The sequence below is a fragment of the Terrimonas ginsenosidimutans genome (assembly GCF_022012415.1).
In the GTDB taxonomy this organism is placed as follows: Bacteria; Bacteroidota; Bacteroidia; order Chitinophagales; family Chitinophagaceae; genus Terrimonas_A; species Terrimonas_A ginsenosidimutans.
In genome coordinates this window covers 150725-170693 of record NZ_JAKLTR010000007.1, presented here as the reverse complement: position 1 = coordinate 170693, position 19969 = coordinate 150725, and the positions used below count along the sequence as shown (strand labels likewise).

The 19969-nt window shown below is 44.0% G+C and carries 20 protein-coding genes; 10 read left to right on the top strand and 10 right to left on the bottom strand.

The features are described 5' to 3' along the window. Positions 1-147: 147 nt before the first annotated feature. The 4 genes from LZZ85_RS12710 to LZZ85_RS12695 all read right to left on the bottom strand — a co-directional run bounded on the left by LZZ85_RS12710 (position 148) and on the right by LZZ85_RS12695 (position 5600). Positions 148-360: a hypothetical protein gene (locus tag LZZ85_RS12710; RefSeq protein WP_237872241.1), complete on the bottom strand. Its 213-nt coding sequence runs from the start codon at positions 358-360 to the stop codon at positions 148-150. A gap of 242 nt (positions 361-602) precedes the next feature. Further along, positions 603-4523 carry a CheR family methyltransferase gene (locus LZZ85_RS12705; protein ID WP_237872239.1) on the bottom strand — a complete coding sequence of 1307 codons (3921 nt, stop codon included), beginning with the start codon at positions 4521-4523 and terminating at the stop codon, positions 603-605. 57 nt (positions 4524-4580) lie between these two features. Beyond that, positions 4581-5018: a response regulator gene (locus LZZ85_RS12700; protein WP_237872237.1), complete on the bottom strand. Its 438-nt coding sequence runs from the start codon at positions 5016-5018 to the stop codon at positions 4581-4583. A 27-nt stretch (positions 5019-5045) separates the two neighbouring features. Continuing rightward, positions 5046-5600, bottom strand: coding sequence for a helix-turn-helix domain-containing protein (locus tag LZZ85_RS12695; RefSeq protein WP_237872234.1), 555 nt, complete (start codon positions 5598-5600; stop codon positions 5046-5048). A 440-nt stretch (positions 5601-6040) separates the two neighbouring features. Here LZZ85_RS12695 and LZZ85_RS12690 point away from each other — a divergent pair, with 440 nt between their 5' ends. Next, positions 6041-7294 (top strand): sensor histidine kinase, encoded by a 1254-nt coding sequence (locus LZZ85_RS12690; protein WP_237872232.1) that lies wholly within the window; start codon positions 6041-6043, stop codon positions 7292-7294. Positions 7295-7317: 23 nt separating this feature from the next. On the opposite strand, the gene LZZ85_RS12685 is transcribed toward LZZ85_RS12690, so the two are convergent. The 3 genes from LZZ85_RS12685 to LZZ85_RS12675 form a co-directional block, all read right to left on the bottom strand. Then, a complete protein-coding gene (locus LZZ85_RS12685; RefSeq protein WP_237872230.1) occupies positions 7318-7767 on the bottom strand; it encodes a response regulator in 450 nt (149 codons plus the stop codon). An 8-nt stretch (positions 7768-7775) separates the two neighbouring features. Beyond that, on the bottom strand, positions 7776-8369 hold the full coding sequence (locus LZZ85_RS12680) for a helix-turn-helix domain-containing protein (protein WP_237872228.1): 594 nt from the start codon (positions 8367-8369) through the stop codon (positions 7776-7778). A 360-nt stretch (positions 8370-8729) separates the two neighbouring features. Further along, a complete protein-coding gene (locus tag LZZ85_RS12675; RefSeq protein ID WP_237872226.1) occupies positions 8730-9239 on the bottom strand; it encodes a DUF892 family protein in 510 nt (169 codons plus the stop codon). Between the two features lie 235 nt (positions 9240-9474). Between LZZ85_RS12675 and LZZ85_RS12670 the strand changes: the two genes are divergently transcribed. The 7 genes from LZZ85_RS12670 to LZZ85_RS12640 all read left to right on the top strand — a co-directional run bounded on the left by LZZ85_RS12670 (position 9475) and on the right by LZZ85_RS12640 (position 16360). Continuing rightward, the gene (locus LZZ85_RS12670; RefSeq protein WP_237872224.1) at positions 9475-9921 is read left to right on the top strand and encodes a hypothetical protein; all 447 of its coding nucleotides are present in this window, start codon (positions 9475-9477) and stop codon (positions 9919-9921) included. Positions 9922-9954: 33 nt separating this feature from the next. Continuing rightward, positions 9955-10542 (top strand): outer membrane beta-barrel protein, encoded by a 588-nt coding sequence (locus LZZ85_RS12665; protein WP_237872223.1) that lies wholly within the window; start codon positions 9955-9957, stop codon positions 10540-10542. Positions 10543-10743: 201 nt separating this feature from the next. Continuing rightward, a complete protein-coding gene (locus LZZ85_RS12660) occupies positions 10744-12198 on the top strand; it encodes an OmpA family protein (protein ID WP_237872221.1) in 1455 nt (484 codons plus the stop codon). A gap of 390 nt (positions 12199-12588) precedes the next feature. After that, positions 12589-12867 carry a hypothetical protein gene (locus tag LZZ85_RS12655; protein ID WP_237872219.1) on the top strand — a complete coding sequence of 93 codons (279 nt, stop codon included), beginning with the start codon at positions 12589-12591 and terminating at the stop codon, positions 12865-12867. Positions 12868-13011: 144 nt separating this feature from the next. Beyond that, positions 13012-13404, top strand: coding sequence for an SPW repeat domain-containing protein (locus LZZ85_RS12650; protein ID WP_237872217.1), 393 nt, complete (start codon positions 13012-13014; stop codon positions 13402-13404). Between the two features lie 938 nt (positions 13405-14342). Beyond that, positions 14343-15290 (top strand): manganese catalase family protein, encoded by a 948-nt coding sequence (locus tag LZZ85_RS12645; RefSeq protein ID WP_237872215.1) that lies wholly within the window; start codon positions 14343-14345, stop codon positions 15288-15290. Between the two features lie 800 nt (positions 15291-16090). After that, positions 16091-16360 (top strand): hypothetical protein, encoded by a 270-nt coding sequence (locus tag LZZ85_RS12640; protein WP_237872214.1) that lies wholly within the window; start codon positions 16091-16093, stop codon positions 16358-16360. Positions 16361-16547: 187 nt separating this feature from the next. On the opposite strand, the gene LZZ85_RS12635 is transcribed toward LZZ85_RS12640, so the two are convergent. The 3 genes from LZZ85_RS12635 to LZZ85_RS12625 form a co-directional block, all read right to left on the bottom strand. Next, positions 16548-17618 (bottom strand): 3-oxoacyl-ACP synthase III family protein, encoded by a 1071-nt coding sequence (locus tag LZZ85_RS12635; RefSeq protein ID WP_237872212.1) that lies wholly within the window; start codon positions 17616-17618, stop codon positions 16548-16550. 226 nt (positions 17619-17844) lie between these two features. Then, entirely contained in the window at positions 17845-18096 is a 252-nt protein-coding gene (locus tag LZZ85_RS12630; protein ID WP_237872210.1) for an RNA recognition motif domain-containing protein, read from the bottom strand. 94 nt (positions 18097-18190) lie between these two features. Next, a complete protein-coding gene (locus LZZ85_RS12625) occupies positions 18191-18601 on the bottom strand; it encodes a fasciclin domain-containing protein (RefSeq protein ID WP_237872207.1) in 411 nt (136 codons plus the stop codon). Between the two features lie 247 nt (positions 18602-18848). Here LZZ85_RS12625 and LZZ85_RS12620 point away from each other — a divergent pair, with 247 nt between their 5' ends. Together LZZ85_RS12620 and LZZ85_RS12615 are read left to right on the top strand one after the other, a co-directional pair. Next, positions 18849-19121: a hypothetical protein gene (locus LZZ85_RS12620; RefSeq protein WP_237872205.1), complete on the top strand. Its 273-nt coding sequence runs from the start codon at positions 18849-18851 to the stop codon at positions 19119-19121. 68 nt (positions 19122-19189) lie between these two features. Next, positions 19190-19849, top strand: coding sequence for a hypothetical protein (locus LZZ85_RS12615; RefSeq protein ID WP_237872203.1), 660 nt, complete (start codon positions 19190-19192; stop codon positions 19847-19849). Positions 19850-19969: the final 120 nt, after the last annotated feature.

Below are 19969 nucleotides of genomic sequence, written 5' to 3'. Positions count from 1 at the left end.
GACGAATTAGCTGATGGATGAGATGATATAGATCTTATCGTTGCCCGGAATTAATTAAGGGCGTATACAAAACTGCATCAGCTGCCTCAGCTAATAACCATTAAAACGAACATAAAAAAAGCTGACCGTGATGGGTCAGCTTTTTTTCTAGAGATGATTCTGATACATCGTATCACGTTTCTCCCTTTTATCTTTGCGGGTCTTATCTTTTTTCTTCATTGTATCTTTGCGCGGAATAGTGTCCTGGTAAACAGATGTGGCTGAAGGATCACAAGTGACCGATGATGACGGTTGTTCGCCTGAACCCGCAAATGCAAATAATCCCAAAGTAAGCGCTGCTGTTCCTAATAGAATTTTCATGGTAATAATTTTTGATGACTAATTTATTTACCATGGTACTGCTAATTTGCGACCATTCTTTTTGACCGCTCAGAAAGATAATATCCTGGTAGGTTGATCCCGATAAGTTGCTCAAAAAGGGAAAAAGAAGATACAGCGTAACTTTCCCTTCCGCATTTCGTTGTCCGTTGGCCGTTGCTCATTCGCCGCCCCCCTTACTGAAGTTGGCTTTGCATCTACCAGTCACCGGACAACAACACTTCCTATTCCTCCGGCAGGTAAATATCAAATCTTGTCCCTTTTCCCAGTTCACTGTTGGCGGTGATGATTCCCTTATGGAATTCAACGATCTTTTTCGCTATCGCCAGCCCAATGCCCGTGCCCGGGTATTCCTGCTGCCCGTGTAACCTTTGAAACACTTCAAAGATCTGCTCACTGAACTCAGGTTCAAAACCGATCCCGTTGTCGGTAACGCTGATATGACAATAATGGGAATCATCCAGCAGTTCGGCATATTGTAAATCATTTCCTTTTGCAATTTTTCCTTCGACAATAATAACCGGATCTCTTCCAGGCTCCACGAATTTCAATGCATTGCTGATCAGGTTCTGCATCAGTTGATGAAATTGGAAGGGGATGATACGGGCAAAACATAGTGTTCCCACCTCCACTTTTGCATTTTTAGCGGCGATTTCTTCCGCCAGTTCATGCACCACTTCTAAAGTGATTTTTTCCAGATCTGCAATTTCGGCCTTGATCTCGCTGGTGTTGATCTGTGCAAATGCCAGCAGATCTTCAATGAGCTTTTGCATCCGCACTGACGCATCTTGCACTTTTGAAAAGTATTGCTTGCCAGTTTCAGTCAGCCCTTCGGATTCCTGTGACTGGATCTTGCTGACAAAGAGCTGAATTTTCCTTAAAGGTTCCTGAAGATCATGGCTTGACACATAGGCAAATGATGCCAGCTCTTTGTTTACCTTTTTTAAAATGTTGTTGGTGGAAGCCAGTTCCTGGTTGGCAAGATTCAATTCCATGGTGCGCAGACGGACAGCAGTTTCAAAACCTGAGGACTGCTTTTCGATCTCACGGCGCGCATTTACTTCCTGGGTAACATCTATTCCAGCGGCAATTACACCATTGACTTCACCACCCAAATTACGAACAGCGTTCAATGTAAAATTGAAATAACGGTCTCCTTCCCCTTTTCCATTTTTATCAGGGATACGAAACTGTTCTGCGGAATAAGATTCGCCTGTTTGGTAAACTCTGGTAAGAATAGACCCGATACGCGCTTCATGGAATTCAGGAAATTTCCTGAAAAATGGTTTGCCAGAAAGGTCTTCCCTTCGCAACTGGAATGTTTCGAGGGCTTTGTCGTTCACCAGGTCCATAACAAATGTTTTGCCTTTTAAGACAATCACCGGTACCGGAGCCTGTGAAAATATACTTCGAATGTATTCATCAGCCTGTTTACTCGCGTTCGCCAGTTCTTCCTGTATCGTAATTCTTTGTTGCAGTTCAAATTTTTCTGCACGTTGCTTCGCCACGAGCTCGGTAACGTCGGCAATGGCCAGAAGTAATAATTGTTCACGATGGGCAGGTTGAATGATCCTTTTTGCATTTACCCGCATGATCACCTTTCCGATCCTGGGAAACGTTTGCTCTATTTCCAGATCTTTGAACCCGGTATTTTTCTGATCTATTCCTTTCAGGTATTTCTTCAGCTTTGTAATATTCCAGGTTCCTGCTCCAATATCAAAGAAAGAACTTCCTTCTGTTTCTTTTTCTGTCAGGTAGAACCGTTGATAAAAAGACCGGTTAGCTGTTTTGACGCGCATTGCGTTATCCAGTACTACCATCGGATCGTGTATAGTGGCAATGATGGCTTCGGAATACCGGTATGACTCGTCCAATAGTTCATTTCGTGTTTGCAGCTCCTGATTAGAGGTCGCGAGTTCCTCGTTTGCTGACTGGATCTCCTCTTTCGAAGTCTCCAGCTCTTCATTGATGCTTCGCAATTCTTCATTGCTGCTTAACACCTCCTCATTCGCACTCTGCAATTCTTCCACCGCAGCCTCATGGTTATGTCCCATAGAAAGAAGATCTTCCCGGTAAGCTGCAATTTCTTCTTCAAGCCGGGCAACTCTTTTTTCATTTTCGCCCGTAAGCTTTTTAGTGCTACCCTTTCCGGAACGAGTTTCCGCAGCTTCGGTCTTCGTAAATAGTATCAGCATGGCAGGTTCTTCCGCATCCGTTACAACCGGCACCGCTTCCAAAGACAACATGCTTCCGCTATTTAACACGATATTCTTTTTCGCAACAGCTTTTCCTGATTTGAAAGCTTTTCCAATCGCATTACGAAGCTCAAATGCTATTTCAGGGCGCGACATCTTCAGGATATTTAACGTGGCCTTCCCTTCGAGATGATGCAGGTATTGCGATGTATTACCCCTGAATTGTAATATATCCATCTGTTGGTTGATCACCACGCCGGGTGGAACGTATTTGCTTAGCAGCACGGAATTAACTGCTGCATCCAGTGTGCTCGTATTGGCTAAGGGAGTTATTAGTTTCTTTTTACCGTTTGCCGGATCTTCGACGTGCTGGCGCGGGTTGCGGTAACGGTAATCGGGAGCAGGAAGTAATCCCGGACCTGAGTTCTTTTTACGCGTATATAATTTCACTTTCGTTCCCAAAGATGTGAACAACTGCGGAGCGGAAGCAGTTGTTTCGGATCTGCCTAAAAGAAGATATCCTTCCGGGTTGAGCGAATAGTGAAAGGTAGACAACACTTTTCTTTGTGCTGCTGCATCAAAATAGATCAGCAAATTACAGCAGCTGATAAAGTCTATCCGGGAGAATGGCGGATCACTAAGTATGTTATGCGGTGCAAACACGCACAGGTCGCGCACCTTTTGTGCGATCCGGTATCCTCCGTCATATTTTGTAAAAAAACGCTGCAAACGGGCGGGGGAAACATATTCTACCTGCTGCTTTGTATAAACACCTACACGGGCCTTGCTGATCGCCTGGCGACTAAGGTCCGTCGCGAATATTTGTATGTTGCTGTTTTTAAACCGCGTTCCGTCCCTGATCTCCAGAAACATCATTGCTATTGAATAAGCCTCTTCTCCGGAAGAACATGCGGTCACCCAGATCCTTAGTGGCTCACCAGTTTTCCTGGTCTTTAGCAATTTTGGTAGTAATGTTGATTTGAGATATCTGCAGGCGTCCCCATCACGGAAAAAATTGGTCACATTTATCAGGAGATCGTTGAACAAGATATCCTGTTCCTCAGGTTTATCTTTCAGCCACAACTCATAGGCCTTTAACGACCTGATGCGGGACAGCAGCATACGCCGAATGATCCGCCTTTTAATGGTATTGAGTTTATAAAGAGAGAAATTTACGCCATATGTCTGTTGCAAAAGGTGAAGGATGGATTTGAGATGAGGACTATTGCTTTCATCCTCCTCACTGGCAGGATCTTTTGCAAAAGCCTTTCCCTTAACAAACGGATGACGGCTGAAGGAGACGAGTTCGCGGGCGATCTCAGAAGGGCTCAGAATAAAATCCACCACTCCGGCAGCGATCGCGGAATGCGGCATACCGGTAAATTTCGCCGTATCATCCTGGGCAAAGGTGATACCACCCGAGCTTTTGATCACTTCCAGTCCATGTGTACCATCGGTAGCATTTCCAGACAGGATAACGCCGAATGCTTTTTCCTGAAATTCTTCGGCCAGTGAAGTAAAGAAAACATCTATCAAGACATTGACCTTGTTCTTTGACAAACGCGGGGATAAAAGGATCTTCCCTCCTCTGATCGTCATTTCTTTTTTGGCAGGGATCACGATCAGCGTATCGGGACGGATGACCATGCCATTCACTGCTTCCTGCACCGGGATCTTACTAACCTTCGGCAATATTGAAGACAGAAGGCTTTCATGTTCCGGGCTCAGGTGTTGCACATAAAGAAAGGCCATCCCGGTTGATGACGGAAGGCTTTTCAAAAGCTCCGTAACAGATTCAAGACCCCCGGCTGATGCACCTATTCCCACAACCGGGAACAGCGCCCTTTTGCTGACAGGATCCGTTGACGTTATCGGATATTTCTTTTCCTTGGCCCGAACTTTACCGGTTGATTTCTTAATTGCTTTTTTTGCAGGAGAGTTTCTCTTCATCCAATAATTGTTTGGCGGAATTCTGTGTATTAAGAAGGAAACCAAGGGGAAGTACAGCTAGTTGCTTATGTCCGGCGGGCGCATATGACTTTCCGGTAAAACCCATTTTTCTCCCAGAATGAATGAGGCAAGATAATAAATCTCCCCGGAATTCCGGGGTTTGGTCATGAAATGGCACGCTCCCAGTCTTGCCAGCTCATTTGATTCTTCAACACTTTTCGAAGTGGTATAGATGATCACGGGAATATTTTTCAAGCGTTGGTCATTCTTTATTTCAAAGAGAAAACGCTTGCCGCTATACCTGGGCATGCGAAGATCAAGCACGATAAAGTCAGGCAACCTGTCTGGAGAAGTATGCAAAAGTTCAAGCGCATGCTGCCCGTTGTCTGCGGATACACACCGGATAGTGGCATCAATCTCCTTCACTGCTTCGATAAAAAGAGCCCTGTCATCGGAGTCATCGTCGATAATGAGCAAATATCTGTTAGCTGACATGGTTAAAAATTTATTGGGGGATCATCATTACCGAATGTATATCTCATTCTCCGTCTTTTCCTTCATGGGAGCTTGCCAGTCTTTCCGGAAACCGGCCGGGGTTTTTCCCGTCACCTTTTTAAACTGTTTGCAAAGATGTGAGACGCTGCTGTAGTTAAGCGAATATGCTATTTCTTTCAGTCCCATTCCTTCATACATGATCAGTTCTTTTACCCGCTGTATCTTCTGTTGAATGTAAAATTTTTCTATTGTGCTTCCTTCGACTTCAGAAAAAACATTGGCCAGGTAAGTATAATCATAGCTTAAGTCCTTACTGAGATGCTCGGAAAACTTAAGAAGCAGATCATCATTTTTAGAATGAAACACTTCGATGATGGAGATCTTGATACGCTCTACGAGGATCTGCTTTGCATTATCCATCACTTCAAGTTCATAATGCGCTAACCATACATCCAGCAGGTGCCGCTGATCGGGCGTTAACCCTGAACTCATCGTCACTTTTCCGAGTTCCACTTTTTCGAAAGGAACATTCAACCTGGTCAGGATCTCCTCCACAATGATCCTGCACCGTACGCATACCATATTTTTTATAAATAGATACATTAGAGGTGGCTAAGTCGGTTAAAGAGTGATATGCAGGAAACAAACCTTATTTCCCCGGCGGGTGGCGCGATACACCAATTTAGATTAATTATACAATACAGCTCATGCTAATAATAGCGTTTGGCGGATTATTAGTATTCCAATACGACCGCTTATCATACCCTCGGACAACTTCACATCTTTAATCAGGCAAGAGTCATGCTACCATCTGTGAATTTGACCTGATTTCTCTTTTTCGATATAATAACCGTCTCCACTGCATTTCATAGTTTTAAATACCGAGCCGAAATGACCATTTCTCCTGCCCTTTCCTCCGCTTATCGTTGCAACACTTGCGATGCCATCATTCATCACCAACAGGTATTAGCGAGACAGTCTCGACCATCAGGTATGGACTGAATCAAGGGGCCTGAAAACATTTGAGGAAAGGATGTAAGGATAATGACATCACCGGCAATAACCAACTAAATCAGCTATACCGTGCCTGCACTGACGGGCATGGAATAGATAAAGAAAACAGTACGAACATGTTCTTCGAAAATCCAGATCAATACCAGTTTTTCAGAAATAGTCTTGAACATTATACCCTTTTAGCGAATTTCAGCCGCGACTGTTTGTGGGAAAAAGACCTCTCCGGTAATAAGATCAACTGGATAGATGGAGGCCACAAACGCGTATTTGGTTACCAAATAGAAAACCAGCTGATTTGCGAGCACTGGTGGGAAGCCATGATACATCCTGATGAAAGAAACCTGGTACTGGCGCGATTGTCTGTTGCCATTTCAGAACCCGATACAACCATGTGGGAACAGGAATACCGGTTCAGAAACTCCGCCGGGGTATTTATTCCCGTACATAACCGCGCCTGTATTATCAGGAACGCTGAAAAAAAGGCGGTCAAACTGATCGGGATCACCCAGGATATCTCCAACAGGCTTTTAAAACATCAGCAGCGGCTCGACTGGCTGCTGATGAATCAACGAAAAACAGAGCAGGAGATCCTCGCATTCCGGGATGGCGAGAATGAACGCATTGGTCGCGAATTATTCGATAATATCGGCCAGGCACTGATCGCTTCGAGAATGCATCTGGATATGGCCGTCACTTCCAAAACCCAAAGACGCGAAAATGCCACAAGAGCCCTGCAGTACGTGAAGGAAGTGATCACGGAGATCAGGCTGCTCGCCAATGGCCTTTTAAAGCCCCATTTTAGTTCTGTCGGCATATTCGAGACACTCCGAGGTTTCATTGCGGAAGTTTCGCTATCGCAAAAAATGCACATCCGCTTTTCGGTGTTTTCAGTTCTACCAGAAGAGTTGAATGAACAGTTGCAGGAAACATTGTACCGTATCATCCAGGAGCAGCTTATCAATATGATCGATCGCTCTGCTACCCGGGCCTCCATCAGTATTGGCAAAAAGAACAAACATCTTATTTTGGTCATCTCCGATGACGGACGCAAGAAACATACTTCCCGTGAAAAGAAGGCTGTACTTACAACGATCAAAAGCAGGGCGGAGCTGGCGCAGGGAAGCGTAAGTAGCGTATCACACCGCAAAGGAGAGTATATGATCACCGTTAACTTTCCATTGACACGCGTCAGGCACACGACAGCCAGAACCAGGAAGATCAAGAAAGAACCGGTGCCAGCGTTACTTAAGCCGGCTTCTTAAACCAGGGTCATGATGTCCTGCCCTCACAACTGCAATAAAAAATTATCCTTATTCAGTCCAGATGTATGGTACTGCCAGTTGATTGCCAGCACATGCATGAGTATTTTCTTCAGCATGGTAGGATGTGTCGGTTTTCTTATATAGATATTAGCGCCGTTCACAAACGTATCTTCAATATCCTTTTGCGACGAAGAGGTCGAATAGATTGCGATCGTGAGATCTTTCAGCCGATCGATCTTCTTAATAGCTATCAGGCACTCCAGTCCTGATTTTTTGGGCATGTTCAGGTCCAGGAAAAGTATATGAGGTAGTTTTGCCGCATCATTCATAAGATAGTTCATCAATGCCACACCATCCTTCAAAGTCTCTACGAAAGTATTCATTCTCAGACCTGCAAATACAGCAATAAAATCTGCACGATCATCCTCATCATCATCCACCAGCAATATTCTTATTGTTTCATTGTTATTCATGACTCTTGCTAAATGTTCAGACCAGGACTTTCGTTCATCGAAAATGCTGCTTGCTGATTATTGCGCCTTTGGGTTATGATCTTTTTAAATAATGTAGGAGTAAGTCCGGTCGTATTTTTAAACTGCATACTGAAATGCCCCACACTGCTGTAGTTCAGTTTCCAGGCCACTTCGGTGAAGGTTAGTATCCCCGCAGCGATCATTCCTTTGGCGCGTTCCACCTTTTGCAGGATAATATAGTTTTCTATTGTGGAGTAGGTCACTTCGGAAAAAACGGCAGCAAGATATCGGTAACTGACGTTGAGCGTTCTGGCAAGGTGATGGGAGGTTTTGGAAAGTACCAGATTATCTTCTTCCGAAATCAGTTCAAGTATCGCTTCTTTCGTCTTTTCTACAATGATGCTTTCGGGGGAAGCAACTATTTCTATGCCTGCATTCCGAAAGCCCTCATTGATCGTTGCGAGGAAATCCGGGGAAACTTCTTCCCGGAAGCTCAGTTCATTGGTATTGTTCAGCTGGCAATCCAATCCGATCATCCCGATCTTTTCTAACAACAGGTTCCGGCAAATAACCTGGAGATCATATTTTACATAAAAGTTCATTGATAAGTTTTCTTACCAGTAAATATCCAATATCTGTTCCAGATACATTTTCCTTCTGCCCTATCGTCAACATTTATCGGTATGGAACGATGATCTAAGGCAAAAGTTCACGGAAGAGATTCCCCCGTGTTTATCCAACTGAACGAAATACCACTAACTCCCTGTCAGGTAAGAGATTGATCAGAAGATGCGAGAGATATCGTTTTTATCTTATGTCTGAATAATAAAACAGGAATAAACAGGACATACCCAGCATTCAAAATGAAAAAATGCTTCATCAGCAACTATCTTAACACGTGGGGTAGATATGTACACAGGTCACTAACAGCGTGTTGAATGCCATAGCATCGGCAGCGTCTTTCAGTTGAGGTGAAATGCCGGGTGGATGATATCATTTGATGCAATATCAGCATACATAGTGCCGGCTTCAACCTCTTCTTCATGTGTTCGAAAAAGGGTATCTGCGACATTATCGAGCAGTAACTCGGTGGCAACATTGGCCAGTATCGCATATCCGGCAATTTCATAGCATTCCATCTTCTGAGCCGTAAAGATGAGGCCAAGATCTCTTGATGCGGACCCATTGACAGCAAGTTCACGCGCATACTTTCCTTCCCTGATGATATTCCGTATCGGCACACATTTCTTTCCTTTAGGCTTATGGCCGATCCATCGGAATACCTCGAGTAACCTGTTCACATGTATGTGGGTAATATCCAGGTGCTCCTGAAATGCCCGTTTGAGGATGGGCGATGTGGCAGCCCTGATCATTTTAGGCAGCACTCGGGCAATCTCCTTTTCCGCACAATAGAGATCGCGGATACCTGAGGTTAATAACCGCGACAAAGATTTCCGGATTTCTTTTTTCATGTAAACTGTTTTTTACTGTCAAACTCTCATTAAAGGCAGCTTCCGATAAAATTATGCGTGAAGGATCAACCAATCAATGATCCTGCAAAGTTGCGGAGTAGCCAAACGGTAATTGTTATACCGGCATTCAAAAAACTTACATGATTTTTTACGGAATTTGCCCTGCCGGCACATCTTGTAACACTTAGGAGAAATTGTGTAAGAGACCGCCGGAGGATATACCCAACCTTTGTATATGCATGAAGACATTGATCAGCAAAGCACTCCGGCAACAAGTGAAACCGATAAACCTGTAGATATCGTGCAGGAACTCATAGCCATTCATACCACACGCATAGACGCTGCCAGGAGGTTAAATCCGACACTTGAAGATGCCGCCGATACTCCGGTAGTCCTTCAAAGTACGGGATGGATCACTCAGCTCACCGATGAGCTTTCGGATTTCGGTGATGCAGTACAATCCATTGCCAACAGGGAAAATCAATACCAGCAGGCATGGAAAAATGCATTAAATATTTTGGACGGGTTATCGGCAAGCGAGTGCAAAAGTACCTGGATGAAGATGGAAGCAATACTGACAGAGCATTATCAACACCTGCTGTTAAAAGAGGAGTCTTTGCCCCGATCATTGCTTCAAATGATCCGGCAACAGAGCCGCGAGATCGCTAACCCCTCAGCATAATATGACATCTATTGTTTAATCAACTCAAAAAACATGAAAAGGATCTTTACACTTACCCTGATAGTAACGCTGTTCAGCACAGCTGCTTATACACAAACTAAAAAAGACTGGTACATCATCGGTGGCCAGATCTCAAACATCGACCTCAATTTTCAAAAAGGCAACACTTCTTTCAGCTTCGACCTCACGCCAAGAGTAGCCTGGTTCATCGCAGACGATTTCGCCCTGGGAGCCGAAGTGCTTTTTGGATTGCAGACGGGTGATGGCTTTACTACGATCAATTACGGCGTAGGACCTGTAGCCAGGTATTACCTTAAAAAAAGAGCCCTGACCGATGTAAAAAAAACGCGCTGGTTTGTCGATGGCAATGTTGGCATTTATGGCTCCAACAAAAAAGTATCCGGCTCCGGCAGCACGAATACAAATGGACTCGGAATCGGATTGGGACCCGGGATTGCGTATTTCCTGAATGAAAATATTGCCCTGGAAGCGCTCGCTAAATATAACCTTACGGTGGGATTCGGTAACGCGACCACCAACAATTCACTTAACATCGGCATTGGCTTTCAGATCCATTTGCCAAAATCCAAACTAAGAGCAATGAGAAAAGATATCAATTAGTTTTTCCCCCTCCTTGCATTATGATCGCTCCAAGGCGATCATTTTTTGTTCCCGGAACATAGCAGATTGACCTGGTGAAAGAAAGCACGCATCACGAAATAATTTAACAGCGAATTGTAAAGAGGTGTAAGGGATATGCTTAATTGTATAATGATGCAACCAAAAGCTTGAACCACCTTTGATGGAACTAAAAAGCAACAAATGAAAAGAATTTTAATTGCAGCTTGCTGTGTGATCGGTATACTTTCGGCGTCTGCCCAGACCCAGGATAAAAAATGGGCAATAGGATTACACGGTGGAGTTTCGCAATATAATGGTGACCTGGGTAATGACTTCTATAAAACCAATGGCACGTACTATGGTTTTGGCGGTTTATCCTTGTCCAGATACCTCGGCGGTAATTTTGATGTAAATCTGCTTGCAACAAAAGGAACGATGGGATACAGAAGCAATATAGGCAATTTCAAGAATGATTTCACATCGGCCCTGCTGAATTTCAGGTTCAATATACTGGGTCCCAACTCGCCCGTCAGGCCTTATCTGATGGTGGGCGGCGGTGCCATCTTATTTGATAAGAATCTTGATGTGAAGGATGAAAAGGTCGACTTTATCGCGCCTTCATTCGGTGGTGGTATAAATTTCAAACTCGGACCATCCCTTATGCTGAACGTGCAGGAAGTTTTCATGTACAGTACCGAAGATGACAGAGATGGTGTGGTAGCTGACAGGAACGATGCATACCTGCTTCATACAGTAGGACTGGCGTTCAATTTTGGCAAGAAAAAAGATGCAGATAATGATGGCGTGGCAGATCGTCTTGACAAATGCGCCAATACGCCGACCAACACCATGGTCGATAAAAAAGGTTGCCCGCTTGATAAAGATGCGGACGGAGTACCCGACTACCTCGATAATTGCCCGGATGTGGCAGGTACGGAACTGTTGAAGGGATGTCCGGACAAAGATGGAGATGGCATTGCCGACCAGGATGACCGTTGCCCTGAAGTAGCTGGCACATCAGCATTACGCGGATGTCCGGACGCAGATGCGGATGGCGTCGCAGATATTGACGATAAGTGCCCGGGCACAACAGCTGGCTTTAAAGTGGATACCACCGGTTGTACACTCGATAACGACAAAGATGGTGTCGTGAATGAAGAGGATGCTTGCCCTGATCTTGCCGGCGTACTTGCACTGAAAGGTTGCCCTGATAAAGACGGGGACGGAGTAGCAGACAATGAAGACAGGTGCCCTGACGTTGCCGGAACTATTGCGAATAAAGGTTGCCCGGAAGTGAGTACAGAAGATAAAACAAAGATCACACAGATCGCCAGTAAGCTGTTCTTCGAGAACAATAGCGCTAAGTTAAAAACGGCGTCTTTGAATCAGTTAGATGAACTGATCGTCTTGCTGAAGAAGTATGAAACGGCTAACCTGACGATCGAAGGTTATACTGATGACAAAGGTTCAGATGAATTCAATCTGGCATTGTCGCAAAAAAGAACCGAATCCGTTAAAAACTACCTCGTTCAGAAAGAAGTGGCTGAATCACGGTTAAAAAGTACCGGTATGGGTGAAGCAAATCCTGTAGCTGATAACAAAACTGCCGCAGGCCGGGCCAGGAACAGAAGAGTTGAATTACAGTTGACATACTAACACTCAGATCATACAGAATATTCTCTTGAGTGGGTTGCCCCGGCAGCCCACTTTTATTTACATTCTGAAATGAGTACTTCTTTAAGGTCTGATCAGCGCAGACTTCCGGAAGATCAACAGGATTACAAGCTGAGCTAAAACATGTGAATTCTATAATATTTAGATAGAAATGTATTCGCTGAAACTGCTTTCCGGATTTTATTTTTACAAAGGTTTTTCATAGGATATTGGATAAATAAAAACGGGGCTTGATTTCTATCACGGCCCTTTTTCATCGGCCGTCATATCCTTTCAGGTTCTTCAACTGATAAGTAACATCCTGCGGACATAAAGTTCGTTATGGCACGTTATTGCCATCATATATGTTGCCCGGCTAACGGGCCGCTATATATGCAAGCCTTACCTTTTCAAATAAAAATCACCATTATCTGCGTCACAAAAGGAAGGCGTAAATACCAGTTCCGTTATCGGACTGACCGTTTTTTTGATGGACTTGCGACAGATATAGATGGCCCTTCTTACGGCTTTAGTCTGGTTAACAGCCAGGATCACTGGGCATTCGATCCGGAGGCATCACTTCCTCAATGGTTGGTGGAGAGGGAATCTGAAGTCGTTTCATTGTTTTCCCTTACTCTCCCAAACGCCAGTGTTACAGGTTACAATAATTGATATTCGTCAAACTTTCTTGCGGTACCAAGCTGGCGCCTCTCGCCTATCTCCGCCAAAATAAATTCCCAACGTGAAGAGTATGGCAGATGAATTTTATAAGCTAAACATTGGCACGCTTATATCCCTGTATAAAGCATGACAACTATGAAGATCATCTCTACAAAACTTCACGGAGCATTGGACTACACGGTCGGCTTGACGCTTGCAACATCTCCCTGGTTATTTGGATTTTACCGGAATGGCGCCGAAACCTGGATACCTGTCGTATTGGGCGGCAGCACTATTCTCTATAGCTTATTCACTAACTACGAAGCAGGCGTTATAAAGAAACTTCCCATGCCTTTTCATTTAACGCTTGATCTGTTAGGCGCACTCTTTTTAGCCATCTCACCGTGGATCGCCGGCTTCTCCCGGCATGTCTGGCTACCCCACCTCACCATCGCTGTGTTGGAAATGACCGTTGTTCTGTTAACCTATCCTGAAGAAAAGTCTGTAAAAAGACCTTACCGCATAACGCCCGAGAGCAAAATGAGATGACTGCGCGCTGAATGCAGCAGCGACATAACAGCCGGTTTTTGATACAACGGTACAAGGGTAATTGTATTATTGATCGTGACGGAACATCCCGTTGAGAATATATAAGATCGCTTTGCAGTAACAGGAAGGTCACTATCTGATAGATCATTGGCAAATCGACAAATGCTGACATGCAGCATGTATATACAATTGCCGATCATTTTCTCATTTCTGCCTGATCTTACATGGCAAAGAAGGAAAAAATACCTCGTCAGTTTCGTATGCAGAAGCCCTTACCAAATATCATGGCAACATAAGTGAAAATATCTGTTTAATTCACAGGCCGTGACCATCACGATCATATGATGCTATGGCGAATTGAAAATGAAGTCGCCTTGCGGAATTAACAGGGGAACATAATGCCCTCAGGGAAATCCCTGAGAGTTTATATTGAATGGAATGACTCCCATTCAGAAAAGACTAATATATTTTATGGAGAACTTAATGACAACCACGACTTTCCCCCATTCCGGTGCATTGACCTGTCACGAACTGTCGGAGTCTTGACCCAGGATGTTCTTATCGATCAACTATAACCGCCCCTACTAAAGGTTGCTTGCAGCTGCCTAAACCTGTCTATAAGAATGAAGACATGATCTAAAGCAATAAAAGGTCGGATAATTGTTGCCTGATAATTGTAGATAATTCCCAGCGGCAATGTAGCCAGCAATTACTTACCGGAGTGTATCATATCTGTCACAAAGCACGTCGTGTTAAATCCCCTGCCCTGAGATAATATAGTGTCAGATCCATCCTTGTTATTTATATAACCCATTAAATGATCAGGGAATACCCGGACTTCTTACAGGAATAAAGCCAGGCTATGCATGAGACAGATCTTGGCTTATGTATTGATCAGATTAATCTATATAGAAACTTAATCATTAAAACTGGAAACTATGTTTTATCATGTTCGTGAACTAATCAATCCTATCGTTGCAGATGAACCGGATCCCTCAGCAGCTAATGCATTACAGGAAGGACTCGGTGGCCAGTTCGGCGAAATGCGCACGATGATGCAATACCTCTTTCAAAGCTTTAATTTCAGGGGTAATGCCGCGCCTTACCGGGATCTGATCCAGTCAGTGGGAATTGAAGAGATCAGTCACGTGGAACTGATCACCAAAACCATCTCTCAACTCCTGGATGGCAGTCCACGCTACCAGGGCGACAAATTTGCCACGCCGGGTGCCGGAGGAGAAGCTCCCATGGATATGGCGAAAGAGCAAATGAACCCGCATCATTTTATTGTAGGCGCACAGGCCGCATTGCCTGTAGATGCTGCCGGGAACCCATGGCAGGGGTCATATGTACATGCCCACGGAAATTTAGTGCTCGATCTGTTAGATAACCTTGTTCTTGAAGCAACAGGCCGCCTGCAGAAATGCCGCATTTATCAAATGTCTTCGAACAAGACATTACGCTCTACTGTTGCATTTTTGATCGCTCGCGACTCCGCGCACCAGATGGCTTTCGCAAAAGCCCTGGAAACGCTCGGCGTAAACTGGGGTAAGATCCTTCCCATCCCTGCTTTTGAAGCAAGTGATTATCCAGAGGTTCAGGCCCTTATTGACGCGGGAATAAACAGGCAGCAATACCATTTCAACCTGGAGTCTTCACAACTGGCAACGATCTTTCAGGGAGCATCTCCGGCCAACGATGGCACCGAGCTTGAAGCGCTGGCAGAACCAGAGCAATCTTATCCTGATCCGGGAGCGCCTGAACGGCCGGAAGAATTTTCACCAGGCCTCGATCCAGAGTTGCAAGCGCTTGTTGATGCCTTGACAGATTACAAGGAAACGACCGCTAAAAAAGCAGCAAAGAAGAACGGGAAAAAAACGCGTTAGAACTATTATTGTTTGCCGGAAATTTTGTTCATCTCGAAGATCACGACAGCACGGTGACGGAAGGTATATTCGGGTTGAAATAAAAGTTTCGGGAACTCTGAAGAAGATTTGCCATAGACTCCTCTTCTGTGTGGGATAGCTTCGGCTATCCCTTTTCATTGGAGATAGATTCTAAAGAAACCCTGTCGCAATATGGGACCATGTTGAAAAGTTGGGGGATGGTCTACAAAATGGCTTGGGTTGAAATGTTCCGGATGAGCATCGCTGGCATAAACTTCTGCCGGCCCTTCCACCATAGCGAAGCAGACGAAGGAACCTACGCCAGTCGCTCAAAAGATTTATCACCCTCAGCGTGTCAGCTTGTCACCATTTTTCACTGCTTAAAATCCCGTCAAACTTTGGACGGCCAAAGGACGACCAAGAGACGAACTAACGACGACTAACAAGCATTGCAAAAACACGTGGAATTTGACCCTGGATGATTATCATTAGGCAACACATCAACTGGCTTCGCGTGCCAAAATGTCGTATCTAAGGAGCAAGCGAGAGACCGAAGCAAAAACAAAAACTTTAAACTTTTAAACCATTAAACATTTAAACAACCATCCCACAACTTTTACGCTTGATCCGAAATATGTTAGTTAGACCAGGCATCATCTATGTTTTCAGCGTCATTACAGGCTCTCAATCGTTAATGACTTTTGACTATCATCATTATGTCTTTTTATATCATAATTCTTCCAATAACCACTGATGTGGATAGCTGGCAGCCTTTTTGAATTTACTTATCAAACATAAATATGGACACGACAAAAAAAACACCCCAGGAAGGACCGGTTACAGAAAAGATCGAAAACTATACCGCTAAAGTACCTTCTGCTGTATACCTCGTCGCATCGGTTGCGGCAATGGCAACTTCCCTGACACTTAAATGTATGGGCAAAAAACACGACGCACTTTTTGTAGGGCAATGGGCCGCTCCTTTTCTTTTACTCGGGATTTATAACAAACTGGTAAAACAGAGCGGACATGATTCAGAAAGCCAAACAGAAAAAGCAAATAATTACTAAAAACGGCCTCAATGATGCTGAGATCGTAAAGGGACAAATGGTATCCTCGATCCGGCTGCGGATGACCGATGGCCGGAGCAGCGGGACGAACAGTCAGAATTTATCGACCAGCACTGTTCATTCCGCTGTAAAGGTGGGGCATCGGTCGTCGGCAATCGGATCAACCCAAGAACAAGCCACTTAGCATTCAATATCGATAACAGGCCGCATTTATATTCATACCTGCCCCTACAGAAGCAAACATGACGATGTCGCCCGTACGAAGTTCCTGGTTATCGATCTTACCCTTTCTTACAAGGTCTAATAACGTGGGGATGGTTGCAACGGAACTGTTTCCCAGCCAGTGAATGGACATCGGCATGATGTATTCCGGCGGATTATCAATTTCATATAGTTTGTAGAATGCTTTTACAATAGCATCATCCATTTTTTCATTTGCCTGGTGAATAAATATCTTTTTCAATGCGTGAACAGGAACACCACTTTTATCCAGGCAATCCTTCATGGCTTCAGGAACATATTTCAACGCGTATTCGTATACCTTTCTCCCATTCATTTTTATAAAACGTCTACTGCTGTTTAAATCAGGAGAATGACTTTGGCCGAAGTCGATATAAAAAGCTTCATCCCTGCAATCTGACCGGGCAGCAGTGCCAATGATCCCGCGTTCTATCCCGTCTTCTCCTGCTTCGAGCATGCAAGCTCCTGCACCATCGGAAAAGATCATACCATCCCGGTCAGAAAAATCTGTTACACGGGATAATGTTTCAGTTCCAATAACCAGGCATTTCTTAGCGGCACCTGCTTTCAGGTAAAGATCGGCCTGTATCAATCCCTGCAACCAGCCGGGGCAGCCAAACAACACATCATAAGCGACACAATAAGGATTAATTATACCAAGCTTATGTTTCACCCGTGATGCAAGAGAGGGAACACTATCTGTCTGAATAGTGTTCGTTTTAATATCGCCATAATTATGAGCAACGATGATCTGGTCAATTGTTTCAATATCGGTTTGACTTTCCAGGATCGCTTCAGTTGCCGCGTAAGCCGCCATATCAGAAGCGACAATATTGTCGGGCGCATACCGGCGTTCAACGATCCCGGTGATCTGGGTGAACTTCTCGAGGATGACTTCCACTGGCTGGTTGATACGATGATGCTTAACATCATAAAAACCTTCTGAACCAAAATCTTCATTCTTTTTGACAACAGCAGGTATATAAGCCCCCGTGCCGGTAATAATTGAACGTTGCATTTTAACTACTCTTAAATACTTCGATGGATTTGTAATTATTCCAGGTTGATCTGTATTGATCCTATCATGACCTGTATCGCTGTCGGAACAAATGTAAGCACATTAAATTCCCGGATACAAATCACAAATACTATGCTACAAAAGATCTTTCGGATTTGTTACAATTCTATGATAATATCCCCGCATGAGATAAAAAAAATAAACAGCGCAGGGATCTCTTTTATAATTACTGACTGAGATTTACTCTTTCAGGTGCCACGGATACAAACTGTCCCTCAATATCAATTCCATCAAGTATATCAATGGCCTTCTCCGCAGCTTTTCTTGATCGCATTTTAATGCGTGCAAATCCGCAGCTGGCGCCGGTCCGGTGATCTGTGACCACTTCTACGGATTGAACTGATCCAAACGGCTCGAACAATTGCCTGATATCATACCTGCTCACATGAAGCCCTATATTGGAAATGCAAATATCCATGATCCCTGAAGTATTAATGTATGATAATCGGGAAAGGTTCACCATTATTCAAAGACGCCGCGGAACACGCTTCTTGTTGCCATCTATGGCTTTACTACGCACCAAAAACAAGTTTACTAAGTGAATGCACCACACCGTTGGAAGCTTCCATATCCCGGCCTTGTATAACGGATCCATTGATACTTACCGAACCGTCCCGCACTGTAACGAGCAGATCATCCCCATCGATGGTTTTTAATTGCTGGCCGTCTTTAAGATCATCGAAATATTGCCTGCCATTAACTATATGATGGTTTAATAAGATCGTAAGCTTTGCCTTATTATGTGGCCTTAAAAGCTCGCCCAGTTCGCCAGCCGCCATCTTACCAAAGGCGAGGTCAGTCGGTGCGAAAACTGTAAACGGACCTGTTTTATTTAATTCCTCTACGAGTCCCGCAGCTTTAACACTTCTCAGCATAGTGGCAAGATTTCTGTCCGCCACAACAACATCTACAATATTTGACATGGGAATAATTTATCTGCAAATAAAATGATCTGCATGAATGTAATGTACCTCTAATAAATGATAGCATCCGGTTTATTTCTTCAGAAAAACCTCCTTGTTTTCCCTGAGGTGTAAGTAATCCGGGTCAATTAAGAAAACCATTCGAATCAAATTCACTAAGTGTGAATTGTATACTTGATTAGTAGAATTATATAACAACTATGATGTAATAGTTACCGACCTTTGCTTTATACCGTAAATTACCATCGTGTTCCTTTTAAGCATAATACTGATCCCTGTTTTCATATTACTGACCTTGTATCTCTTTTGGCTGAGACCTCTTCGCAAGAAAAACAATTCAGTCCGTCTTTTTAATATCGCCCGCAAAAGTGAGAATAACAGCAGTTTTCAACAAGCGATCGGCGAGTATGAAACAGCACTGGACGAAATCAAACGGACAGGGAATAATATACAGCTCAGAACAAGGATCATGGAAAAGATAAAATTACTTAATACGGTACTGCAGTATCAGCGGGGATAACATGTGTAAGAGTGTGAAGGCTTCTTCGAAGTATCGCAGTGTCAGATAAACAAAATAAAATGAAAAAAATGGCTTCCTTTATAGTGGGATTATCTATGGTCGCTGGTGCGACTGCACAGACATCATCCACAAGCATTCAGTTTAATAAAACGATGCGTCCGGCACTTTCGGTTGAGTTAATGAATAACACGGCCGATGCCGAAGCAACCATCCTTGAAAGATTACATAGCGCTGGCTACAATCCGGAAACAACCGGCTCTTTGTTCTGGAAGAACAACAAGAAAGACGGGTTCTACATTTTTAACAATGTATCCCTCGCGTCCGTTGGCAACAAGAAAATAGATATGTACTTCAAAATTGTTTCAAAGAACAAGGAAGAGATCAATAATAGCATCGTCTATCTTTTACTGACCACCGGCAATGAAAATTTTGTATCCCCTGAAAGCGACCCGGCACTTTGGGCCGGCGCAGAAAGCTTTCTTCAGGGATTCCCGGCAAGTACAACAGCTTACAGCCTTGAGCAGGATATCAAAAAACAGGAAACCCTGGTAACAGATTCCCGTAAAAAGATCGCATCTCTGCTGAAAGATGGCCAGGGTATCGAAGACAAGATCAAGCTTTTACAAGCCGATCTGATAAAGAACCAAAGTGATCAGGCAGAGCAGCAAATAAATGCCGATCTCCAGTTAAAATCACTGAATACGCTTAAACTCAAAAGAAAAGCATAGGACCCGATTGTCCAGCAGGAACCAACAAGAACGCGCGATGCCAAAATACACCTTCATAACCAGGAGTAGTGTATTGTAAACTTTTTCTCATTCAGCGTAACTAAGCCAGAGTGGTTCTCA

Excerpts from the sequence above, each read along its gene's own strand:
- LZZ85_RS12710 (WP_237872241.1), bottom strand. The coding sequence starts at position 360 with ATGAAAATTCTATTAGGAACAGCAGCGCTTACTTTGGGATTATTTGCA.
- LZZ85_RS12705 (WP_237872239.1), bottom strand. The coding sequence starts at position 4,523 with ATGAAGAGAAACTCTCCTGCAAAAAAAGCAATTAAGAAATCAACCGGT.
- LZZ85_RS12700 (WP_237872237.1), bottom strand. The coding sequence starts at position 5,018 with ATGTCAGCTAACAGATATTTGCTCATTATCGACGATGACTCCGATGAC.
- LZZ85_RS12695 (WP_237872234.1), bottom strand. The coding sequence starts at position 5,600 with ATGGTATGCGTACGGTGCAGGATCATTGTGGAGGAGATCCTGACCAGG.
- LZZ85_RS12685 (WP_237872230.1), bottom strand. The coding sequence starts at position 7,767 with ATGAATAACAATGAAACAATAAGAATATTGCTGGTGGATGATGATGAG.
- LZZ85_RS12680 (WP_237872228.1), bottom strand. The coding sequence starts at position 8,369 with ATGAACTTTTATGTAAAATATGATCTCCAGGTTATTTGCCGGAACCTG.
- LZZ85_RS12675 (WP_237872226.1), bottom strand. The coding sequence starts at position 9,239 with ATGAAAAAAGAAATCCGGAAATCTTTGTCGCGGTTATTAACCTCAGGT.
- LZZ85_RS12670 (WP_237872224.1), top strand. The coding sequence starts at position 9,475 with ATGCATGAAGACATTGATCAGCAAAGCACTCCGGCAACAAGTGAAACC.
- LZZ85_RS12665 (WP_237872223.1), top strand. The coding sequence starts at position 9,955 with ATGAAAAGGATCTTTACACTTACCCTGATAGTAACGCTGTTCAGCACA.
- LZZ85_RS12660 (WP_237872221.1), top strand. The coding sequence starts at position 10,744 with ATGAAAAGAATTTTAATTGCAGCTTGCTGTGTGATCGGTATACTTTCG.
- LZZ85_RS12655 (WP_237872219.1), top strand. The coding sequence starts at position 12,589 with ATGCAAGCCTTACCTTTTCAAATAAAAATCACCATTATCTGCGTCACA.
- LZZ85_RS12650 (WP_237872217.1), top strand. The coding sequence starts at position 13,012 with ATGAAGATCATCTCTACAAAACTTCACGGAGCATTGGACTACACGGTC.
- LZZ85_RS12645 (WP_237872215.1), top strand. The coding sequence starts at position 14,343 with ATGTTTTATCATGTTCGTGAACTAATCAATCCTATCGTTGCAGATGAA.
- LZZ85_RS12640 (WP_237872214.1), top strand. The coding sequence starts at position 16,091 with ATGGACACGACAAAAAAAACACCCCAGGAAGGACCGGTTACAGAAAAG.
- LZZ85_RS12635 (WP_237872212.1), bottom strand. The coding sequence starts at position 17,618 with ATGCAACGTTCAATTATTACCGGCACGGGGGCTTATATACCTGCTGTT.
- LZZ85_RS12630 (WP_237872210.1), bottom strand. The coding sequence starts at position 18,096 with ATGGATATTTGCATTTCCAATATAGGGCTTCATGTGAGCAGGTATGAT.
- LZZ85_RS12625 (WP_237872207.1), bottom strand. The coding sequence starts at position 18,601 with ATGTCAAATATTGTAGATGTTGTTGTGGCGGACAGAAATCTTGCCACT.
- LZZ85_RS12615 (WP_237872203.1), top strand. The coding sequence starts at position 19,190 with ATGGCTTCCTTTATAGTGGGATTATCTATGGTCGCTGGTGCGACTGCA.